This is a genomic window from Burkholderia sp. Tr-20355 (genome assembly GCF_017104685.1).
In the GTDB taxonomy this organism is placed as follows: Bacteria; Pseudomonadota; Gammaproteobacteria; order Burkholderiales; family Burkholderiaceae; genus Burkholderia; species Burkholderia seminalis.
Genome location: NZ_JAAGPK010000049.1, coordinates 17,243 through 34,149, shown reverse-complemented (window position 1 = coordinate 34,149; position 16,907 = coordinate 17,243). Strand labels below are relative to the sequence as shown.

Sequence of the window (16,907 nt, the reverse complement as noted above, 5' to 3'; positions counted from 1 at the left end):
GCGTCCGTCACGCGTGCGCTGCAACCGGCCGCCGCCGGAGCGTCTCGCGCAGGACATCCAGCTGCGTTTCGTGCCAGGCCAGCGCGGCGGCACGTGCGGCGGCCCCCTGCGCGACACGCTGCGCGCGGTCCGTCGCGAGCCGGACGACCGCATCCGAGAAGCCCTGCGGATCGCCGTCCCGCACGACGGTCACACCGCGCAGGTCCTGTTCGCCGAGGCCGCGCGCGCCGGTCCGCGTGCTGACGATCGGCACGCCGAGCGCCATGCTCTCGAGCAGCTTGATGTTGATGCCGGTGCCGAGCAGCATCGGATTGATCGAGATCGGCGCGATCGCGAACGCGTCGCCCAGCTCGGCGACGGTGCCGCGCTTGACGAGGTGCGGACCGTCCGGCACGGCCGCCGCGATCGTGCCGGCGAGATGCAGGCGAAATGCCGGCAGCCGCGCCACGACATGCGGCAGGATCTCGTCGACGAAGTACTTCACGGCGTCGCGGTTCGGCTGGTTGTCGCTGCCGAGAAAGGTCGCGTCGGCATGCCCGGCGCAGTCCACCTGCGGCGGAAACGCGAGCAGGTGACTGAGGACCGCGACCGACGGCGTGTCGCCGCCGCCGAGGCGTGCCGTCAGCGCGTCGCCCTCCTCGGCCTGGATCGCCAGCGCGACATGCGCACGGCGCAATCCGTCGCATTCCCGTTCCGGCGGAATCGAAAACATGTAGCGCTTCGCACCGGGGCGGCCGATGAACGGCACGTGCCGGTCCGCGAAGATGTCGTGCGTGTCGACGACCTTCACGACCGAATCGGGAAACGCATCGAGCGCACGCGAATAGAACACGTATTCGACGAACACGGCGTCGAACGTGTGGCGGTGCTGCAGCGCGCGCAACTGCGCGGAGAAGCTGTCGCTGAACAGCTCGTCGAGCCCCGTGTAATACGCATGCCGGCTGCCGGCCGCTTTCGCGGCGAGGCGACGCGCGAGCCACGCGACCCGCTTGAACCGATAGCGCGCCAGCGCCAGGCCCGCGCGACGCAATACCGACACGCGGTCCGCGCCGAACTCCTCGCGATGCGCGTCGAGATCCATGCCGCCCGTCTGGCGCGATTCCAGATAGACGAAATGCACATCGCAGCCGAGCGACCTCACCGCCCGCGCGAGATTCAGGACGCGACTGCGATTGCCCGCGTTGACGGGAAACAGCGGAATCGGCGAAACGATGGCGACTTTCATGAAGCGTTTCCTTGAAGCGGAGCGGGCGGCGGCGTGTCGTCCGGCGCACGGTGACGAATGGCGACGAACGCCCCCACGCGCACGGACTGTCCTCGCGCGAAGCCGACGCCGTGGACATAGATGCCTTTCTCGTGATCGGCGTCGTACCTGAACGGGCCGCCCGGCACGGGCAGCCACCGGAATCGCGCGTCGTCGAGCGTGCGCGCCGGCGTGTCGGTGCGCAGCGTCATCGGCGGGTACGCGCCGACGCGCACGGCGGCCGCGCCTGCCCCGCCGCCTTCCGGCACGCGCACCGATGCGTAGAGATCCCAGCGCCCGTCGCGCGGCAGCTTGTCGAGCTTGAGCTGGACCGCCCATGCGCCCGAATCGCCGCGCATCGCGATCGCGGCGCCGTCGAGCGAACCCGGATCGGCCACCAAACGCGCGCTGTCGTAGAGGTTCACGCGCGACACGTCGATCGCGCGCCAGTCGCCGTCGGCCGGACCCGCCACGAGCGGCGGCGCGACGACGGGATGCCGGTCGATATCGAGCAACGCGCCGAGTGCCGCGAGATTGCCGCTTTGCCGATACTGACGAATGCCTGCTGCCGCGATCGCCGCGTCGAGACGGGCGCGTCGCGCGCCGACGTCGAGGTCCCAGCCGTCCTTCGCGGCGCGCGCCGCGTAGCGCTCGCGCAGGGCCAGGATCACGAAATCGAGCGGCACGCGCGCCTGTCGCACGCGCGCGCCGCGCACGGCGTCGCCGTCGACGGCACGGGCGGCCGCGTCGAAATCGCGTTCCGCCTCGCGAACGAAGTCGTACGTGTACATCGACATGCCGACCGGCGTCTGCTCGGCGAGCACGTCGCCGCTCGCGCGCAGCGCCGCATGCATGCGGTCGATATAGCGCATGACGGCCGGGGCCGCCGCACCGTAGTAGGCGTCGCAATATTCGCGGACGAGCGCACGCGGGTCCGCCGTCGGCGTCCACAGCATCCGTGCGATCAGCCACACGCGCAGGCTCGCGAATTCGCCGCCGCGCGACTGCCAGTCGCCCTCCGCGAAGTAGCCGTCGACGTTCGGCAACGTGGCGAGCCACGCAATGCTGCGGCCGACCGGATAGAGATTCGGCGTCGGCTGCAGGTAGCCGCCGAAGTTCACGACGTGATCCCAGACGGTGACGTGCCGCGCGATCTGGTTCCATTGCTTCAGGCCGTCGCGCAGCCGCGCGTTGCGGTCCTCGTTCAGCGCGACGCTGTAGTCGACCTGGATCGTCATCGGATAGACGCGGACGTGATCCGGCACCTGCATGCCGTCCGGCGGCGTGAAGCCCCAGTGATAGGCCGGCATCGCGAAACGCGCGCCCGGCACCGCGGCCCGGACCTGCGCCGACACGTCCCGCACCATGTCGAGAAACGCGGCCGACAGCGCGCCACCGTGCGTATCGGCGAACGCGCGACTCGCCTGATCCGGGTCCCAGCCCCAGTCCATGTCGCGGATGCCGAACCAGATGCGGCCCGGATCGGGCAAACGCTTCAGCCGCTTCACGATCTCGGCGGCCATGGTGGCGCGGACGTCGGCCGACATCATCGCGAGTTGCCCGCCCGCATACCAGGACGGGTGAGCGGCCGCGTAGCGGTCGCGCGGCACGAGCGTCCAGAAGTCGGCGTCGCCATCCCGCGCGAGCCAGCTGCGATCCCACATGTCGATCCCGGGCGGGGACGCGCGGTACGACGTCCCGTGCGACTCGCCGTTCAGCAGGTTATGCGCGCGAAACGGCTTGTCCTCGCCTTCCGCACTCAATACCTCGCGATACGCGAAGCGCGGAACCTGCCGCACGGGTGTCGCGTCGACGCGAAGCTCGGCCTGCCTGGGCACTTCGGTGGCATCGGGCGCGAGCCACTTCACGCCCAGCTTGCGGTCGAGCCACCAGTACGCGCCGAACAGCGTGCCGCGTGGCGTCCCACCGGCGATGACGAGGTCGGCGCCGCTGCGGCAGACGACGAAGCCGTCGCTGCCGAGCCCCGCCGCGTTGGCCGGCCCGCATCGTTGCGCCGCATGCTCGCCGCCGACGACGATCGCGGGTGTCCGGTCCTGGCCGTCGTCCGACACGGCGAACGACGCGCCGCTGATGCGCGACAGGTAGTCGGCAATCTCGTCGGCCGCGTGCCGTGTGACGGCATCCGCCGCACCGGCGCGCACGCCGTAGCGCGCGACGCCGTCCCGCGCGAGCAGCACGCGCGACGCCGGCGGCACGGGCTGCGCGCCATCCGCGCCGTGCATGACCAGCGCGTACAGCGCGGCGGCCACGGCACACCGGACGACGCGAGACGGACGGACTGGCGTCATTGCCGGGCGATCCGCGACACGCCGGGCGGCAACGACAACGGCACGTGGAATTTGCGATAGAACCGCCACAGGCTGCGCAGATGATGGCGTCCCGCACGGGAGACGGGGCTCGCCGCCGACTGCCGCTGATGCTCGTGCACGAGCGTGACGCCCGGCATGCCGAGCACGCGATAACCGGCGAGCCAGGTCCGTGCGCACAGATCGACATCCTCCATGTAGAGGAAATACGATTCGTCCATGCCGCCGAGCGACTCGAACAGGTCGCGTCGCACCACGAACCCCGTTCCCATCACCCATTCGGCGTCGAACGGACTGCCGCACGACCAGGCATCGATCATCAGATGCCGAGCCATCCGCGCGCGGAAGCGGTTCGAGCGGCCGAGCGCGGTGCGGCGCGCCAGGATGTCGAGCCAGCTGTAGAACCGCCGTGCCGAATACTGGCGGCGGCCGTCGGGATACTGCAGATCGAGCCCGACGAGCCCGGCCTCCGGGCGCGCGTCGAGCAGGTCCAGCACCCTGGCCAGCCCGTTCTCGCTGAAACGCGTATCGGGATTGACCACCAGCACGTAGTCGCGCCGGCAGGCGGCCATGCCGAAGTTCACACCCGACCCGAAACCGCGATTGCATGCGGCACGCAACAGCCTCACGCCGTGCGGCAGTTCGCGTCGCAACCGCGCATACGAGTCGTCCGGCGACGCATTCTCGACGACGACGATGTCGTCGGCAAACGCGACGCGTAACGACGTCAATGACGCCACGCATCGTATCGTCAGGTCGGGCGTGCCGTAATTGACGACGATGACGCTGATTCTTCCTTCCGTTTCCATCGTGATACCCCCGCGCCGTGATTGATGGTGTCGGCCGGTTTGCCCGGCTCTGTTGATTGACGGGCGCGTCATGCCGACGCGCCGACCTGCTCGACGAGCCGCCAGAACTTGCTCGCCGATGCGTTCCAGTCGAACCGGTGGATCTGCTCCCGGCCCCGCGCGACGAGCGCGTCGCGCGATGCGGCCTCCGTGCCGAGCCGGCGCATCGCGACCGCGATGTCGACGACCGACAGCGGATTGACGAGCATCGCGGCGGCCCCTGCCACTTCCGGCATCGCCGACACGATCGACGTCAGCACGGGCACGTCGGACGCCATCGCCTCGAGAATCGGCAAGCCGAAACCTTCGTACTGCGATACGAACGCGACGAACAGCGCGCCGCGGTACAGCTTGGGCATCGCATCGTTCGGCAGGACCCCCGCGAACACGAGCCCGTCGGCGCACCGGTGCTGCGCGGCATGCGCAAGCAGCGCCGGGTCGGGTTCGCCGGTCAGCATCAGGCGCACGCCGAGCGGCAACAGCCCGCTCGCGCCGAACGCCTCGATCAGCCGGTGCAGGTTCTTGTAGTTGCGCCGGTTGCCCGGATACAGCACGTACGGAAATGGATAGCCGAGCGTGTCGCGATTGCGCCGGTACGCGTCGTCGGTGCCGTTGTGGATCGCGTGAACGCGCTCGGGCGGCATGCCCGACCAGCGCAGGAATTCGTCGCGCGTGAACTCGGACACGCAGACGATCGCCGTGCAACGCCGGTACAACGGCCGGAGGATCGTGTCGTAGTAGAAGCGGTGCGCGCGCGTATAGAAGTGGCGATGCGTGAGGTCGTGCACGACGACGACCGAAGGGAAGTCAGGCAACGTGGCCGGAACGAACCCGGGATTCCAGAACACTGCGTTGCGGGCCGGCAGCCGCCGCAGCGCCCGGCTCAACGCCAGCGGCGACAACGGATGCGCGACACCGCCGCCGACCGTCAGCGGCGCGATGCGCACGGTCGACGGTGCACGCTCGGCATAGGCCGCCATCACGTTGTGGATGCCGGTGCCGACCGGCCAGCGCGTGTCGGTGTAGACCGTGAGCGGTGCGCGCTCGACGCGACCGGCGCGATCGGCGCTGTCCGTCGACGGGGAGAGGATCGTGCTCATCGTTCAGTCCATCCAGCCCAGCAGCCGATGCGATGCGGCGATCCAGTAGTACTTCGCCCGGCGGGGATTGCGGCGCGCGCACGACAGCACGCAGCCGGCCACGGGCCGCGCGATCATGTAGAGGACGTACGCGAGCGGATAACGATTGATGCGCAGCACGTGCCCGAACCCGCGGTTGTAGCGTCGTCCGCGCGCATACGCATGCTCGTCGAGCACGGCCAGCGGCTCGGGATGATGCACGCGCAGGTGCGGGTCGTAGTCGATCCGGCATCCGGCCCGCAACGCGCGGACCAGGAAATCCACCTCTTCCCCCGCGCCCCAGCGCGAGGTCGCGCCGACGCCCAGGTCGACGTCGAACTGCCCCGCCGCGGCGACGGCAGTCCGGCGCAGGAAGATCGTGTACGACGTCGCGCACACCCACACGTTGAAACGGTTCACGGTCTGCGCCGACGTCGCCCATCGTCCTTGCGACGGCCTGCCCGCGGCGTCGACGCTCATCCCGGTCATGCCGTCGATCGTGCTGTCGGCCGACAGGCGCGCCGCGACCGCATGGAGCATCCCGGGCCGATACCAGCAGTCGTCGTCGGGAAAGCCGACCACGTCGCCCGTCACGGCCTTCAGCCCGACGTTCGTCGCACGCGACTTGCCTTTCTCCGATCGCAGGTGAACGATGGTCAGCCGGTCGCGATACCGGCCGACGATCCGCTCGACGCGGTCGTCCGGATTCTGGTCGACGACGATGACTTCGAGGTCGGCATAGGCCTGCAGCAGCAGCGAGTCGAACATGCGCTCGATCTCGTCGCTGCGGCCGAGCGTCGCCATGATGAGGGAGAATTTCATCGAATAGACCCGGACGGAAAAAAGGATCGGGGCCGCGCGACGCGCGGCGCGGTGCGTGCTTTGCGGGGTGCCGCCCGAGGAGCGAGGGCGAACGACGCGAGGTAGCCGATGAACAGGTACGACGTTTCGCTCTGGTGCATCGGGTTGATCAGCGACCAGGCGGCGATCGGCGCCAGCATGACCATCGCGCGCCGGCCCTGGCCGAGGCCGCCGAAGAACACCGCCCACGCGAGCAGCCCGATCGGGCCGGCGACCAGCATCAGGTCCAGCGGCGCGCAGAAGACGGCGCTCGTGCCCTCGCCGAGCCCGCGCACGGCGACGGCCGAGTGCGAGAAGTAGTGTTCGACGAAGCCGAAGCCGTGACCGATCCAGTCGCGGCCGACCAGCTTGATCGATTCCGTGAAGGCCAGCCCGCGCTCCTGCTGCAGGCGGACCTGCAACTGGTCGCCGGTCAGCTCGCGCGTGAACATGTACAGATAGAACCCGGCGCCGGCGGCCATCGTCAGCGCTTTCGCGAAGAAGTAGCCGCGCACCTGGAACAGGATCACGATCGCGCACGCGATCAGCACCGTCTTCGATTCGCTCAGCAGCGTCACGACCAGCGCGAGCACCACGAACTTCACGACGTCGGGAATGCGGCGCGGCGACTGCAGGAAACATGCATAGGCGCTCAGGAAGAAGAACGCGGCGAACCAGTTCCGCTCCTTGAACGAACCGTGAATCGCGTTCTGCATGAAATCGACTTTCTCGTACAGCACCGGGACGTCGAAGTGCTGCAGCGCATACTGGAACGCCAGGAATCCCGTGATCGCGACATAACCGAACGGCAGCGGCCGCTGGCGCGCCCGTGCGCCGTAGTAACGGCCGATCAGATAGAACGCCGGCATCACGAACACGAATTTCACGATCTGCTCGGCCGCCTTGAAGTGCGGATAGCCGGACAGGAACGTCGTCGACAGCGCGGCGCCGACGAACAGCGTGAAGGTCCAGATTTCCCATGCGCCGACGGGGATCCGGCGCCGCACCAGCAGCACCGGCAGCACGAGCACCGCGAACAGCTGGCCGAGTTGCGCGCCGCCGATCTTCAGGAACTGGATCGCGTTCAGCAGCAGCAGCACGAGCAGCACGGCATCCGCGAGATCGAAGCGCGCGCGCGGCGCGGCCGGCGCCGCACCGGGCGACGCCGCGTGCTGCCGCGGCACCTGCCGGACGAGGCCGTTCATGCCGCTTTCCTCGCATCGCGCAACGCGATCAGCATCGACACGGTTTGCCGGGCGGCCTGACGACGCAGCATCCAGGTCGCGCCGGCATACGCGGCGACGAAGCAAACAATCAGCAGGACCAACCGGGCCATGACCGGCACGCCGCCGAGCCATGCGCCGAGCCGCGAGACGAGCAGCGCGCAGCCGAGCGCGATCAGATAGGGCGGCACGAGCCGTCCCAGCAGGCGGCCCGGGTCGACCGACAGTTCGACGACGACGGCGCCGAAGCTGAGCGGCGTGATGAACAGCACCGCACCGACGTACAGCCACGCCAGCCCGGCGACATCGTGCGACGGCAGGCACAGCATCGCGCCCAGCACCAGCACGAGCTTGACGACCGTCAGCCACATCGTGACGCCGGGGCGGCCGCGCGCCGACAGGAATGCGCCGTTGACGAACTGGACCGTCTGGACTGCGCCGAGCGCCATCAGCGGCGTCATGACCGCGGCACTGTCGGCCCAGCGCGCGCCGAACAGCACGATGGTGATGTCGCGGCTCATGACGGCCATCAGCACGAACAGCGGCGCCGCGGCCATCGCGGCCAGCCCCGTGACGTCGAGGTAGGTGGCCGCCATTTTCCCCGCGTCGTGCGCGACGCGCGACAGCACCGCGAGCGCGACGTCGGTCGCGGCGCGGCACAGCAGTTCCAGCGCCGTCTGGTAGAGCCGCGCGCCGATCGCGTAGATGCCCAGCCCGGCCGCGCCGTACAGCGCGACGACGATCAGGTCGACGGTGCGCGTCGCCCACCAGTCGATCAGCCGCGCCGCGACGACGTGGCCGCCGAAGCGCGCGATGGGCCAGAAAGTCGACGCGTTGCGCCGGCCGCGCGGACGCCAGACCGGTTTGCGCCAGAGCCAGAACGCGGACATCGTCATGAAGGTCGCCGCCTGCGCGATCAGGCTCCACGCACCGGCACCCGCCACCGCCAGCGCGACCGCCACGGCGCCCGCGACGCTCACCGCCACGAGTTGACGCATCGCCAGCGTGCGGAAATCCAGCCGCCGCTTGTACAGTCCCTCCTGGAACGAACTGGCCGAGCCGATCGGGACGAATACGCAGGCCACCCGCAGGTAAGGCGCGAGGCCCGGTACGCCCAGCCAGGTCTCGACATGCCCGGCCATGGCGAACAGCACGGCCGCGAGCACGACGGCCATCGCGATCGACAACACGAACGGCCATTCGAGATCGTCGTCGTCGAGCGTCGCGCGCTGCACCACCGCGTCGCCCAGCCCGCCCTCGGCGATCATCAGGACCAGCGACAGCGACAGCGTGACGGCCGCCGCGAGCCCGACGTCGGCCGGGCCGAGCCAGCGCGCGACCAGCAGGTACGTGACGAGCGTGACGAGCTTGCCGCCCCAGGCCTGCACCAGCGCCCATGCCAGGCCGCGCACGGTGCGCGCGCCGAGCCGCTCGCCGCCGGACCACGCATGGCCGTTCGCCGCGCGCGGCGCAAGGTCGCGCAGCGCGGGCTCAGTGCTCGGTTTCATACGCGTAGTTCCCTTCGCCATACGCACCGTAGACGGCCTGACGCCGCGGCACGTCGTTCAGCACGACGCCGCTGATCGCGATGCCCGCGTTGCGCAGGCGACGTTCGGCCTCGCGGATCTCCGGCATCGAACTGCGGCCATGCCGGACGCACAGCAGCGTCGTCGCGCCGTGGCGGCCGATGGACGCCGCGTCGTGCAGCGCGAGGATCGGCGCCGTATCGACGATGACGATGTCGTAGAGCCGCGACGCCGTGTCGAGCAGCCCCTTGAAGCGGCCGTCGGTGAACAGCTCCGAGGTGCGCGCAACCGCACCGCGCGCCAGCACATCGACGCCGGCGATTGCCGAACGCTGCACGCCGCGCTCGAGCGTGCCGCTCGCGATCGCGTCGGGCAGGCCCGGCGCCGGTTGCAAGCCGAAGTGACGGTGCGCCTGGCCGCGGCGGATATCCGCGTCGATCAGCAGCACGCGCTTGCCGCCCGAAGCGAACAGCGACGCCAGGTTCGCGCAAAGGAACGATTTGCCCGCATTGGGCTGCGGGCTCGTGACCATGATCACGTGGTGCCCCGACTCGGACAGCGTGAACTGCAGCGTCGTGCGCAGGCTGCGGATCGCGTCGACGGTCACGTCCTCGGGAATTTCCGACGCGAGCACATGCGCGCCCTGGGCCGCGCGTTGCTGGCTTCGCACCAGGCGTCGCTGCTCGCGGCTGTGCGGGACCACCGCATAGACCGGCACGCCCAGCGCCTGCTCGAGGTGCTCGGAGTGCTCGACGCGCCCCCAAACCGCGCGTTGCGCGAACGGGGCAGCCACGCCCAGGGCGAGCCCGACACACAGCGACAGCGCGACCAGCAGCAGGCGCTTGGGCTTGACCGGCTTCACCGGCAGCACCGGCTCGTCGACGGCCCGCACGTTGCCGATCTCGCTTTGCCGGGCGATCTTGAGCTGTTGCGCGGTATTCAACAGGTTGGTGTACAGCTCGGTGTTGACGCGCACGTCGCGCAGCACCGCGAGACCTTCCCGCTCCGTACCCGGCAACCTTGCTTCGAGCGCCTTCAGTTCCTGTGCCTTGCCCGCCAGTTCCGCGAGGTTGGCGTCGAGGGCCTGCACGGCCGGATGGCCATCGGCGAATCGCGCGATCAGGTCGACGCGCTTCTGCTTGAGTTCGAGCGTGCGCGTCTCGATGTCCACTTCCTGACCGAGCAGCAACTTGCCCTGTTCGTCGAGGTCGACCGTGCGCGTGCGCGAACGAAACGCCGCGTACCGTTCCTCGGCATCCTTCAGCGTCTTCTCGACCGTCGGCATGCTGGCCTCGAGCGATTTCAGCGTCGCGGCGGCCTCCTCGCTCCGGTAATCGCGGTTCTGCGCGACATAACCGTCGACCACGGCCTTCAGGATTTCCCGGATGCGCGCCTTGTCGTCACCCTCGAGCGTGACGGACAGGATGCCGGACTGCTTGGCCTTCTCCTCGACGGTCAGATCGTCCTGGAGTTGCGACACCGCCTCGAGCTGCGGGATGCGCTTGAGCCGCAGCACCGTGCCCGGGCGGGCATCGAGATCCGCGACCAGCAGCGTCAGCGGCTGTCCCTTGAACGCCCCGTGCGCCGGCACGCCCACCGCGCCCTTCAGCACGACGTCGTCGTCCTCGTCCCGAAGCACGTAGCGACCGCCGCCTTCGGCGGTCACGGTGAACCCGACCCCGTCCAGCACGTCGATGCCGTCGTGGCTCTTCTTGCCGACCGTCCCGAACGCGGCGACGTTGAACCGCTCGCCGCCCCATGCAAACCGCGACAACCCCCACAGCGGCGGCGCCACGCCGTCGTCCCGGTAGCGGCGTGCGACCCAGCGGCCGATCAACGGGAAATAGCGCGGTTCGGCGATGATGTTGAGATGCTGCTTCGACACGACCTGGTCGATCACCATGCGCGCGCGCACGAGTTCGAGTTCGGCGGCGGTCGTGCTGCCGTTGTCGAGCAATGCAGCGATGTCGTGCAGCGGCGAATTGCCGGCCGTCGTCGATTCGTTGACCTGGATCGTCGCGTCGACCCGGTAGATCGGCGTCGCGAACACGACGTACAGCAGCCCCAGCAGGAACACGCCGGCCGCGATGCCGAGTACCAGCCGCCACCGTGCCAGCACGATGTCGACGTACGACGAAAGGGGGGCCTCGTCGTACAACGCCGCGTCGTACAGCCGTGCTTCGGAAAGGTCGGTCATGGCAAATCCAGTGTCTATCGGGTTCCGGCGGTTCATTTCGCGACCAGCGCGCCGGTCATGCCGGCATTGATGGCGGGCAGCAGCAACGACAGCACGCGGCTGAGTCGGACGAGGCCGTTGCCGTCGACGTAAACGACGTCCTTCGGCGCGAGCCTGAAGTCGTTCGCGAGCACCATCGCGACCGGCGACTTCGCGTCGAGATGAAACACATCGGGCGTGCTCGAGCCGCGACCGCGAATCACATAGACCTGCGCGGTGTCGGCGGTGCCGCTGTTGAAGCTGCCGGCCTGCTGCAATGCGTCGCCGAGCGTCAACGAACCGTCGCGCAGCGGCAACGCGAGCGTCGGCTTCGCGACCTCGCCCATCACGAATGCCCCGCTGTCCTCGCGCGACTGCACGCGCAGCACGTCCCGGTTGCGCAACAGGATGCGGGCCGGGTCGATCCGTCGTGCAACGAGCTGCGACAGATTCAGCACGTAATGCTCGTCGCCGCGCATCAGCTCGATCCGGCTACGGTCGGCCGTGGGTTGCAGGCCGCCCGCGCGATCGAGCGCCTCGATCAGCGTCATCGGCACGTCGTTGATCGGCTGGCTGCCCGGATTGCGCACCTCCCCCTCGACGTACACCTGCTGGCTGCGGTACGACGTCACGCGCACGGTGACCTGCGGATCGCGGAAGGTCTTCGTCAGCGCGACGCGAAACGCATCGCGGACCTCGGTCGTCGTCCGGCCCGCGACCGCGATCGTGCCGACATACGGAAACTGCACGCTGCCGGTGTCATCGACGACGAAGCCGCTGACGGGATCGCTCGGCCGTTGCGTCGACGACGACTGGCTCGTCGGCGCCGCGGCGGACAGCTCGGGGTGATCCCACACCGTGATCTGCAGCACGTCGCCGGCGCCGATCCGATAGCCGCCCTTCGCGCGCTCGCGCAGCAGCGTGTCGACGTTCTCGGCCGCATCGCTGTCGTCGCGCATCGATTTCAGCAGGTTGACGTCGATTTCCCGGATCGGCACATCGAGCGACCGCGCCGGCTCGCCGTTACGTGTGCTGGCCACCGGCAGTTCCTGCGAACCGGTCATTCGCATGCCGGGTGCGACCGCACATGCCGTCAGGAACACCGACAGCACGAGCGGCGCCAACGCGCGGCCCCGTCTGCTGCCTGTCGATATCACGTCGAATGCATTACCCATTGCTGCCTCGTCTGTCGCGCTGTCGTTCATGCCGTCCGTGGCGCGTTGCTCGCGGTTGTTTTCATGACGTCAATCGAGGGCGCGAATCGTCTCGCCCCCGTCCCGTGCCTGCCGATCGATCACCATGGCGAGCGGGACCAGGGCGGCACGATGCCCGGCCAGTCGCCCGCCGTGCCGCCGGCCCCGGCGGGTGTCCGAATCGGGACGCGTCGCGCACTGCGCGCGCGATGCACGGTCGGCATGCCCAGCGCATCGCTCGACAACGCACGCATCTGCCGCTCGACCGGCAGCGGCGCATAATTGCCGGCCGACGGCACGGCGACGCCGGATGCGACCGCCGGCTTCGCGATCGAACCGCGCCAGGGATTCGACGTGTGTGACGCGGGGTCCACAAGACCGGTGATCCACCGCGGCGGATTCGGCGCAGCGCTCGTCGCGGGGCGCGCCGCCGGCGCGCTACCATGCGCGGCCGACATGCACGCCAGGCCGGCGAGCAGTGCGAAGTGGCGAGCGCGCATCAGCGGCCTCCCCGTGCGATGGCCGCCGGAATCCGCGCGATCCAGTACGCGACCGCGCGCTCGATGTGATGCGCCACCGCATCGAACACGTCCGCCGACTTGCCGACGGGATCCGCGATATCGCGCTTCGTCGCATGGTCGAGCTGGAATACGCGACCCCGCGCGAACGGATAGCGGCGCTCGATCTCGCGGCATTGCACGAGCGTCATCGCGAGAATCAGCTGCGATGCGCGCACGTGACCGAGATGCACCGGCTGCGCGATATGGGACGTGATGTCGAAGCCGCGTTCGCGCATGACGTCGATCGCGGCCTGTGCGGCCGGCCGCCCGGCCAGCGCGATCAGCCCGGCGCAATGCACGTGCACCGACGGCAGTGCGCGCGCCAGCATCGCGCTCGCCATCGGGCTGCGGCATGCATTGCCGTCGCAGACGACCAGAATGCGTTCGATCATGGCCGGGCTCAGTAGGCGTTCGGATGAACGAAGCCCTTCAACACCGTGGCGGCGACAATCCTCATGTCGAGCCCGAAGGACCAGTTGCGCAGGTAATAGAGGTCGTGCTGCACGCGGCCGACCATCTTGTCGAGGTGATCCGTTTCGCCGCGATAGCCGTTGACCTGCGCCCATCCGGTGATGCCGGGCTTGATCCGGTAACGATGGATGTAGCCCTCGACGAGCGGCCGGTACAGATCGTCGTGCTCGATCGCGTGCGGCCTCGGCCCGACGACCGACATGTCGCCGCGCAGCACGTTGAAGAACTGCGGCAGCTCGTCGAGGCTCGTGCGGCGCAGGAACGCGCCGATGCGCGTGATGCGCGCGTCGCCGCGCGTGGCCTGGCGCACGATGCCGGCCTGTTCGGCGTGCACGCGCATCGTGCGGAACTTGTAGATCCTGAACACCCGGCCATCGGCGCCCTTCCGATACTGCGTAAACAACACCGGGCCCGGCGACGACAACTTGACCGCCAGCGCGATCAACCCGAGCAGCGGCGCCAGCGCGACGAGCGCCGCGGCCGCGAACACACGATCGAACAGCGCCTTCTGCATCAACGCGCGATGCGACATCGGCGACGCCACCAGGTTGATCGCGGGCATGCCGACGAGATCCATCATCGTTCCGCCGAGCAGCGCGATGCTGCACATGTCCGGCATGAAGCGGATATTGATCAGGTCGTCGCCGAACGTCTTCAGGACCCGCCGGATCGTCTGTTCCTCGGAGATCGGCAACGCGAGCCAGATTTCCGTCGCGGCTTCGGCGCGCACGGCCGCGGCGAACTCGGCGAAATCCGCGATCGCCGGGATGATGCCGCCGGCCCCGCCCGCGGGATCGTGGAGCACCACCGGGCGGAACCCGCTCGCAGGGGACAGCGCGAGCGTTTCGATCACCCGCACCGCATGCGCGCCGTTGCCGACGATCGCCACCTTGCGAAGATTCAGGCCGGCATGCCGCACGTGCGCGAGCATCGTGTAGGCGGCCAGGCGGATCACGACGAATCCGCATCCCGCGATCGCCGTCCAGTAGACGAACCACAGCCGCGACACGTGATCGACGCGATGCATCGCGAACAGCAGCACGAGATTGCCCGCCTGCACCGCGACCCATGCGGCACTGATGCGGCTGATCATCGCGATCCACGACCGCCCGCGCCACGACTGGTACACCTGAAATGCGGGAAAGACGGCAAGCGTCAGCATCGCGACGAACGGGACGACCATCGCGTCCGACCGGCCAAGCGTATCGTCATCGAACCGCACATGCGACGCGGCGGCCGCCGCCAGCACCACGACGAGTGCATCGAACAGGCGCGCAACAATCGACTGAACTCCGAACATGACTCTTCTCCAGGCGGCGCGCGACGGCGCCGCATTTGCCGTCACACGCGCCCGTATGCATCGTCGAAGCGCACGATGTCGTCTTCGCCGAGATAGCTGCCGGTCTGCACTTCGATGATTTCCAGCGGCAAGCGCCCGGGGTTCTCGAGCCGGTGCCGCACGCCGATCGGAATGTAGGTCGATTCGTTTTCGCCGAGCAGGAATTGCTCGTCGCCGCGCGTGACGGTCGCGGTGCCTTTCACGACGGTCCAGTGCTCGGCGCGGTGATGGTGCATCTGCAACGACAGCCGCGCGCCGGGATCCACCACGATCCGCTTGACCTGGAAGCGTTCGCCGCGGTCGACCGAGTCGTACCAGCCCCACGGGCGCCGCACGAGCCGGTGCGTCTCGGCTTCCGCGCCATGTTCGGCCTTGATCCGGGCCACGAGCGACCTGACGCCCTGAACGTGCTGCCGGTCCACGACCAGCACGGCGTCGGGCGTTTCCACCACCGCCACGTTGCTGACGCCGACACACGCGACGAGCCGGCCTTCCGAATGCGCATAGCACGCAGTCGCGTCCTCGAACATCACGCGTCCGCGCCCGGCGTTACCGTCCTCGTCCTTGTCGAGCGCGGCCCAGACGGCGTCCCACGACCCGAGGTCGGACCAGCCTGCATCCAGCGGCACCGCGACGGCCACCGGCGGTTCGGTCATCGCGGCCAGCCGCTCCATGACCGCGTAGTCGATCGAATCCGACGGGCTCGCGGCGAACGGCTCCGGCGCCGGGTGAAAGCAGCCGTCGTCCGCGCGGCCATCGCGGATCGCGGCGACGCACGCTGCGTGAATGTCCGGCGCAAGTGCCTCGATCGCGCGCAGCCAGACACTCGCCCGGACCACGTAAATGCCGCTGTTCCACCAGTGCGAGCCCGACGCGACGTACTGCGCCGCGATTTCGGGCGCGGGCTTTTCGACGAACGCATCGAGCGTGTAGCCGCCGGCGGCGCCGTCCAGCGAGACCTGGCCACCGGTACGCAGATAACCGAAGCCCGAATCGGCATGCGTCGGCCGGACGCCGAGCGTCGCGATGCACCCGAGCCGCGCGTAACGCAATGCGGTTGCCATCGCACGCTCGAAACCGGACGTGTCGTGGATCGCGTGATCGGCCGGCATGACGACCAGCACGGCGTCGCCGTGCTCGGCCAGCGCAAGGGCTGCCGCGAGCGTCATCGCGGGCGCCGTATCGCGGCGCGCCGGCTCGACGACCACGCGCGCCCGCAGGCCGCCGGCCGCAAGCTGCCGCACCGTGGTGTGCCGATGCGCGTCGCCGCATACGACCTGTGCAGCAGCCAGCCCGAATGCCGACCCGAGTCCGCTCACCCTGCGCAGCGTCGATTCGAGCAGCGTTTCGTCGCCGACGAGATGCGTGAGTTGTTTCGGGTGCTGCTCGCGGGACATCGGCCACAGCCGGGTTCCCGACCCGCCGGCCAGGACCACCGGCACCACCGCGCCCGCGGCGACACGATGCCGATCCTGAACGCCCGGATCGGCATGGCACGCCTTGTCGATCAACTCGATTTCACTCATCTCATGTACTCCTCAACATCCACCTTTTCCATCACGACACCGCATGGCACTGCCTGTCCCTTGCACCCATTGCCTCGCCTGCGAGCATGTCCGTGCTGACGCCGGACATGCTCCGCCCTCGGTATCCCGATACGTCGACAACATTCATCCCGGACGTCACCCGTCCATCGATGAATTAATCAATAAATTCGCATTCCTATATGTAGTGGAACGCGCGGTTACCGGACGAGCGATTCGATTCCCGCAAGGAACCCGGACGATGAACGGACTGCGAATTGCCTAGGCGCACGCCTCCGTACCGATGCACTGTCGCCGCGATGGCGTGTCGGCCCGGTTCGGCATGGCAATGAAAATGCCGCGTCCGAGCCATCCGGAACGGATTGGCGCATGAACGCGATTGATCACGTGAAGGCCCGGAATCGACCGCTTCGCCCCCGCGTCGCGTCCGGATATCGGAATAAGGATGTGATTCATGATC

Annotated in this window: 13 protein-coding genes; all 13 read right to left on the bottom strand. The window is 68.8% G+C overall.

Going from position 1 to position 16,907, the window contains the following annotated elements; translation table 11 throughout:
- Positions 1-7 precede the first annotated feature (7 nt).
- A complete protein-coding gene (locus G3N62_RS35975; protein ID WP_241013111.1) occupies positions 8-1,225 on the bottom strand; it encodes a glycosyltransferase family 4 protein in 1,218 nt (405 codons plus the stop codon).
- Complete coding sequence (locus G3N62_RS15605) at positions 1,222-3,552, bottom strand: DUF4838 domain-containing protein (RefSeq protein ID WP_241013110.1); 2,331 nt, start codon at positions 3,550-3,552, stop codon at positions 1,222-1,224. The genes G3N62_RS35975 and G3N62_RS15605 overlap by 4 nt, the downstream gene beginning before the upstream one ends.
- On the bottom strand, positions 3,549-4,379 hold the full coding sequence (locus G3N62_RS15600; RefSeq protein ID WP_034190967.1) for a glycosyltransferase family 2 protein: 831 nt from the start codon (positions 4,377-4,379) through the stop codon (positions 3,549-3,551). Before G3N62_RS15600 ends, G3N62_RS15605 begins: the two co-directional genes overlap by 4 nt.
- Before the next feature lie 68 nt (positions 4,380-4,447).
- The gene (locus tag G3N62_RS15595; protein WP_049036126.1) at positions 4,448-5,518 is read right to left on the bottom strand and encodes a glycosyltransferase family 1 protein; all 1,071 of its coding nucleotides are present in this window, start codon (positions 5,516-5,518) and stop codon (positions 4,448-4,450) included.
- 3 nt (positions 5,519-5,521) lie between these two features.
- Positions 5,522-6,358 carry a glycosyltransferase family 2 protein gene (locus G3N62_RS15590; RefSeq protein WP_124670569.1) on the bottom strand — a complete coding sequence of 279 codons (837 nt, stop codon included), beginning with the start codon at positions 6,356-6,358 and terminating at the stop codon, positions 5,522-5,524.
- Positions 6,355-7,581, bottom strand: coding sequence for a hypothetical protein (locus G3N62_RS15585; RefSeq protein ID WP_059557911.1), 1,227 nt, complete (start codon positions 7,579-7,581; stop codon positions 6,355-6,357). The genes G3N62_RS15590 and G3N62_RS15585 overlap by 4 nt, the downstream gene beginning before the upstream one ends.
- Positions 7,578-9,107: an oligosaccharide flippase family protein gene (locus G3N62_RS15580; RefSeq protein ID WP_049036127.1), complete on the bottom strand. Its 1,530-nt coding sequence runs from the start codon at positions 9,105-9,107 to the stop codon at positions 7,578-7,580. The genes G3N62_RS15585 and G3N62_RS15580 overlap by 4 nt, the downstream gene beginning before the upstream one ends.
- A complete protein-coding gene (locus G3N62_RS15575; protein WP_124670568.1) occupies positions 9,091-11,322 on the bottom strand; it encodes a polysaccharide biosynthesis tyrosine autokinase in 2,232 nt (743 codons plus the stop codon). The genes G3N62_RS15580 and G3N62_RS15575 overlap by 17 nt, the downstream gene beginning before the upstream one ends.
- Positions 11,323-11,354: 32 nt before the next feature.
- Positions 11,355-12,515 (bottom strand): polysaccharide biosynthesis/export family protein, encoded by a 1,161-nt coding sequence (locus G3N62_RS15570; protein WP_124670567.1) that lies wholly within the window; start codon positions 12,513-12,515, stop codon positions 11,355-11,357.
- 119 nt (positions 12,516-12,634) lie between these two features.
- On the bottom strand, positions 12,635-13,033 hold the full coding sequence (locus G3N62_RS15565) for a hypothetical protein (protein ID WP_034190963.1): 399 nt from the start codon (positions 13,031-13,033) through the stop codon (positions 12,635-12,637).
- Positions 13,033-13,485, bottom strand: coding sequence for a protein tyrosine phosphatase (locus tag G3N62_RS15560; protein WP_059557916.1), 453 nt, complete (start codon positions 13,483-13,485; stop codon positions 13,033-13,035). Before G3N62_RS15560 ends, G3N62_RS15565 begins: the two co-directional genes overlap by 1 nt.
- An 8-nt stretch (positions 13,486-13,493) precedes the next feature.
- Positions 13,494-14,864 carry an undecaprenyl-phosphate glucose phosphotransferase gene (locus G3N62_RS15555; RefSeq protein WP_034190961.1) on the bottom strand — a complete coding sequence of 457 codons (1,371 nt, stop codon included), beginning with the start codon at positions 14,862-14,864 and terminating at the stop codon, positions 13,494-13,496.
- Between the two features lie 41 nt (positions 14,865-14,905).
- Positions 14,906-16,429 (bottom strand): mannose-1-phosphate guanylyltransferase/mannose-6-phosphate isomerase, encoded by a 1,524-nt coding sequence (locus tag G3N62_RS15550; protein WP_124670566.1) that lies wholly within the window; start codon positions 16,427-16,429, stop codon positions 14,906-14,908.
- Positions 16,430-16,907: the final 478 nt, after the last annotated feature.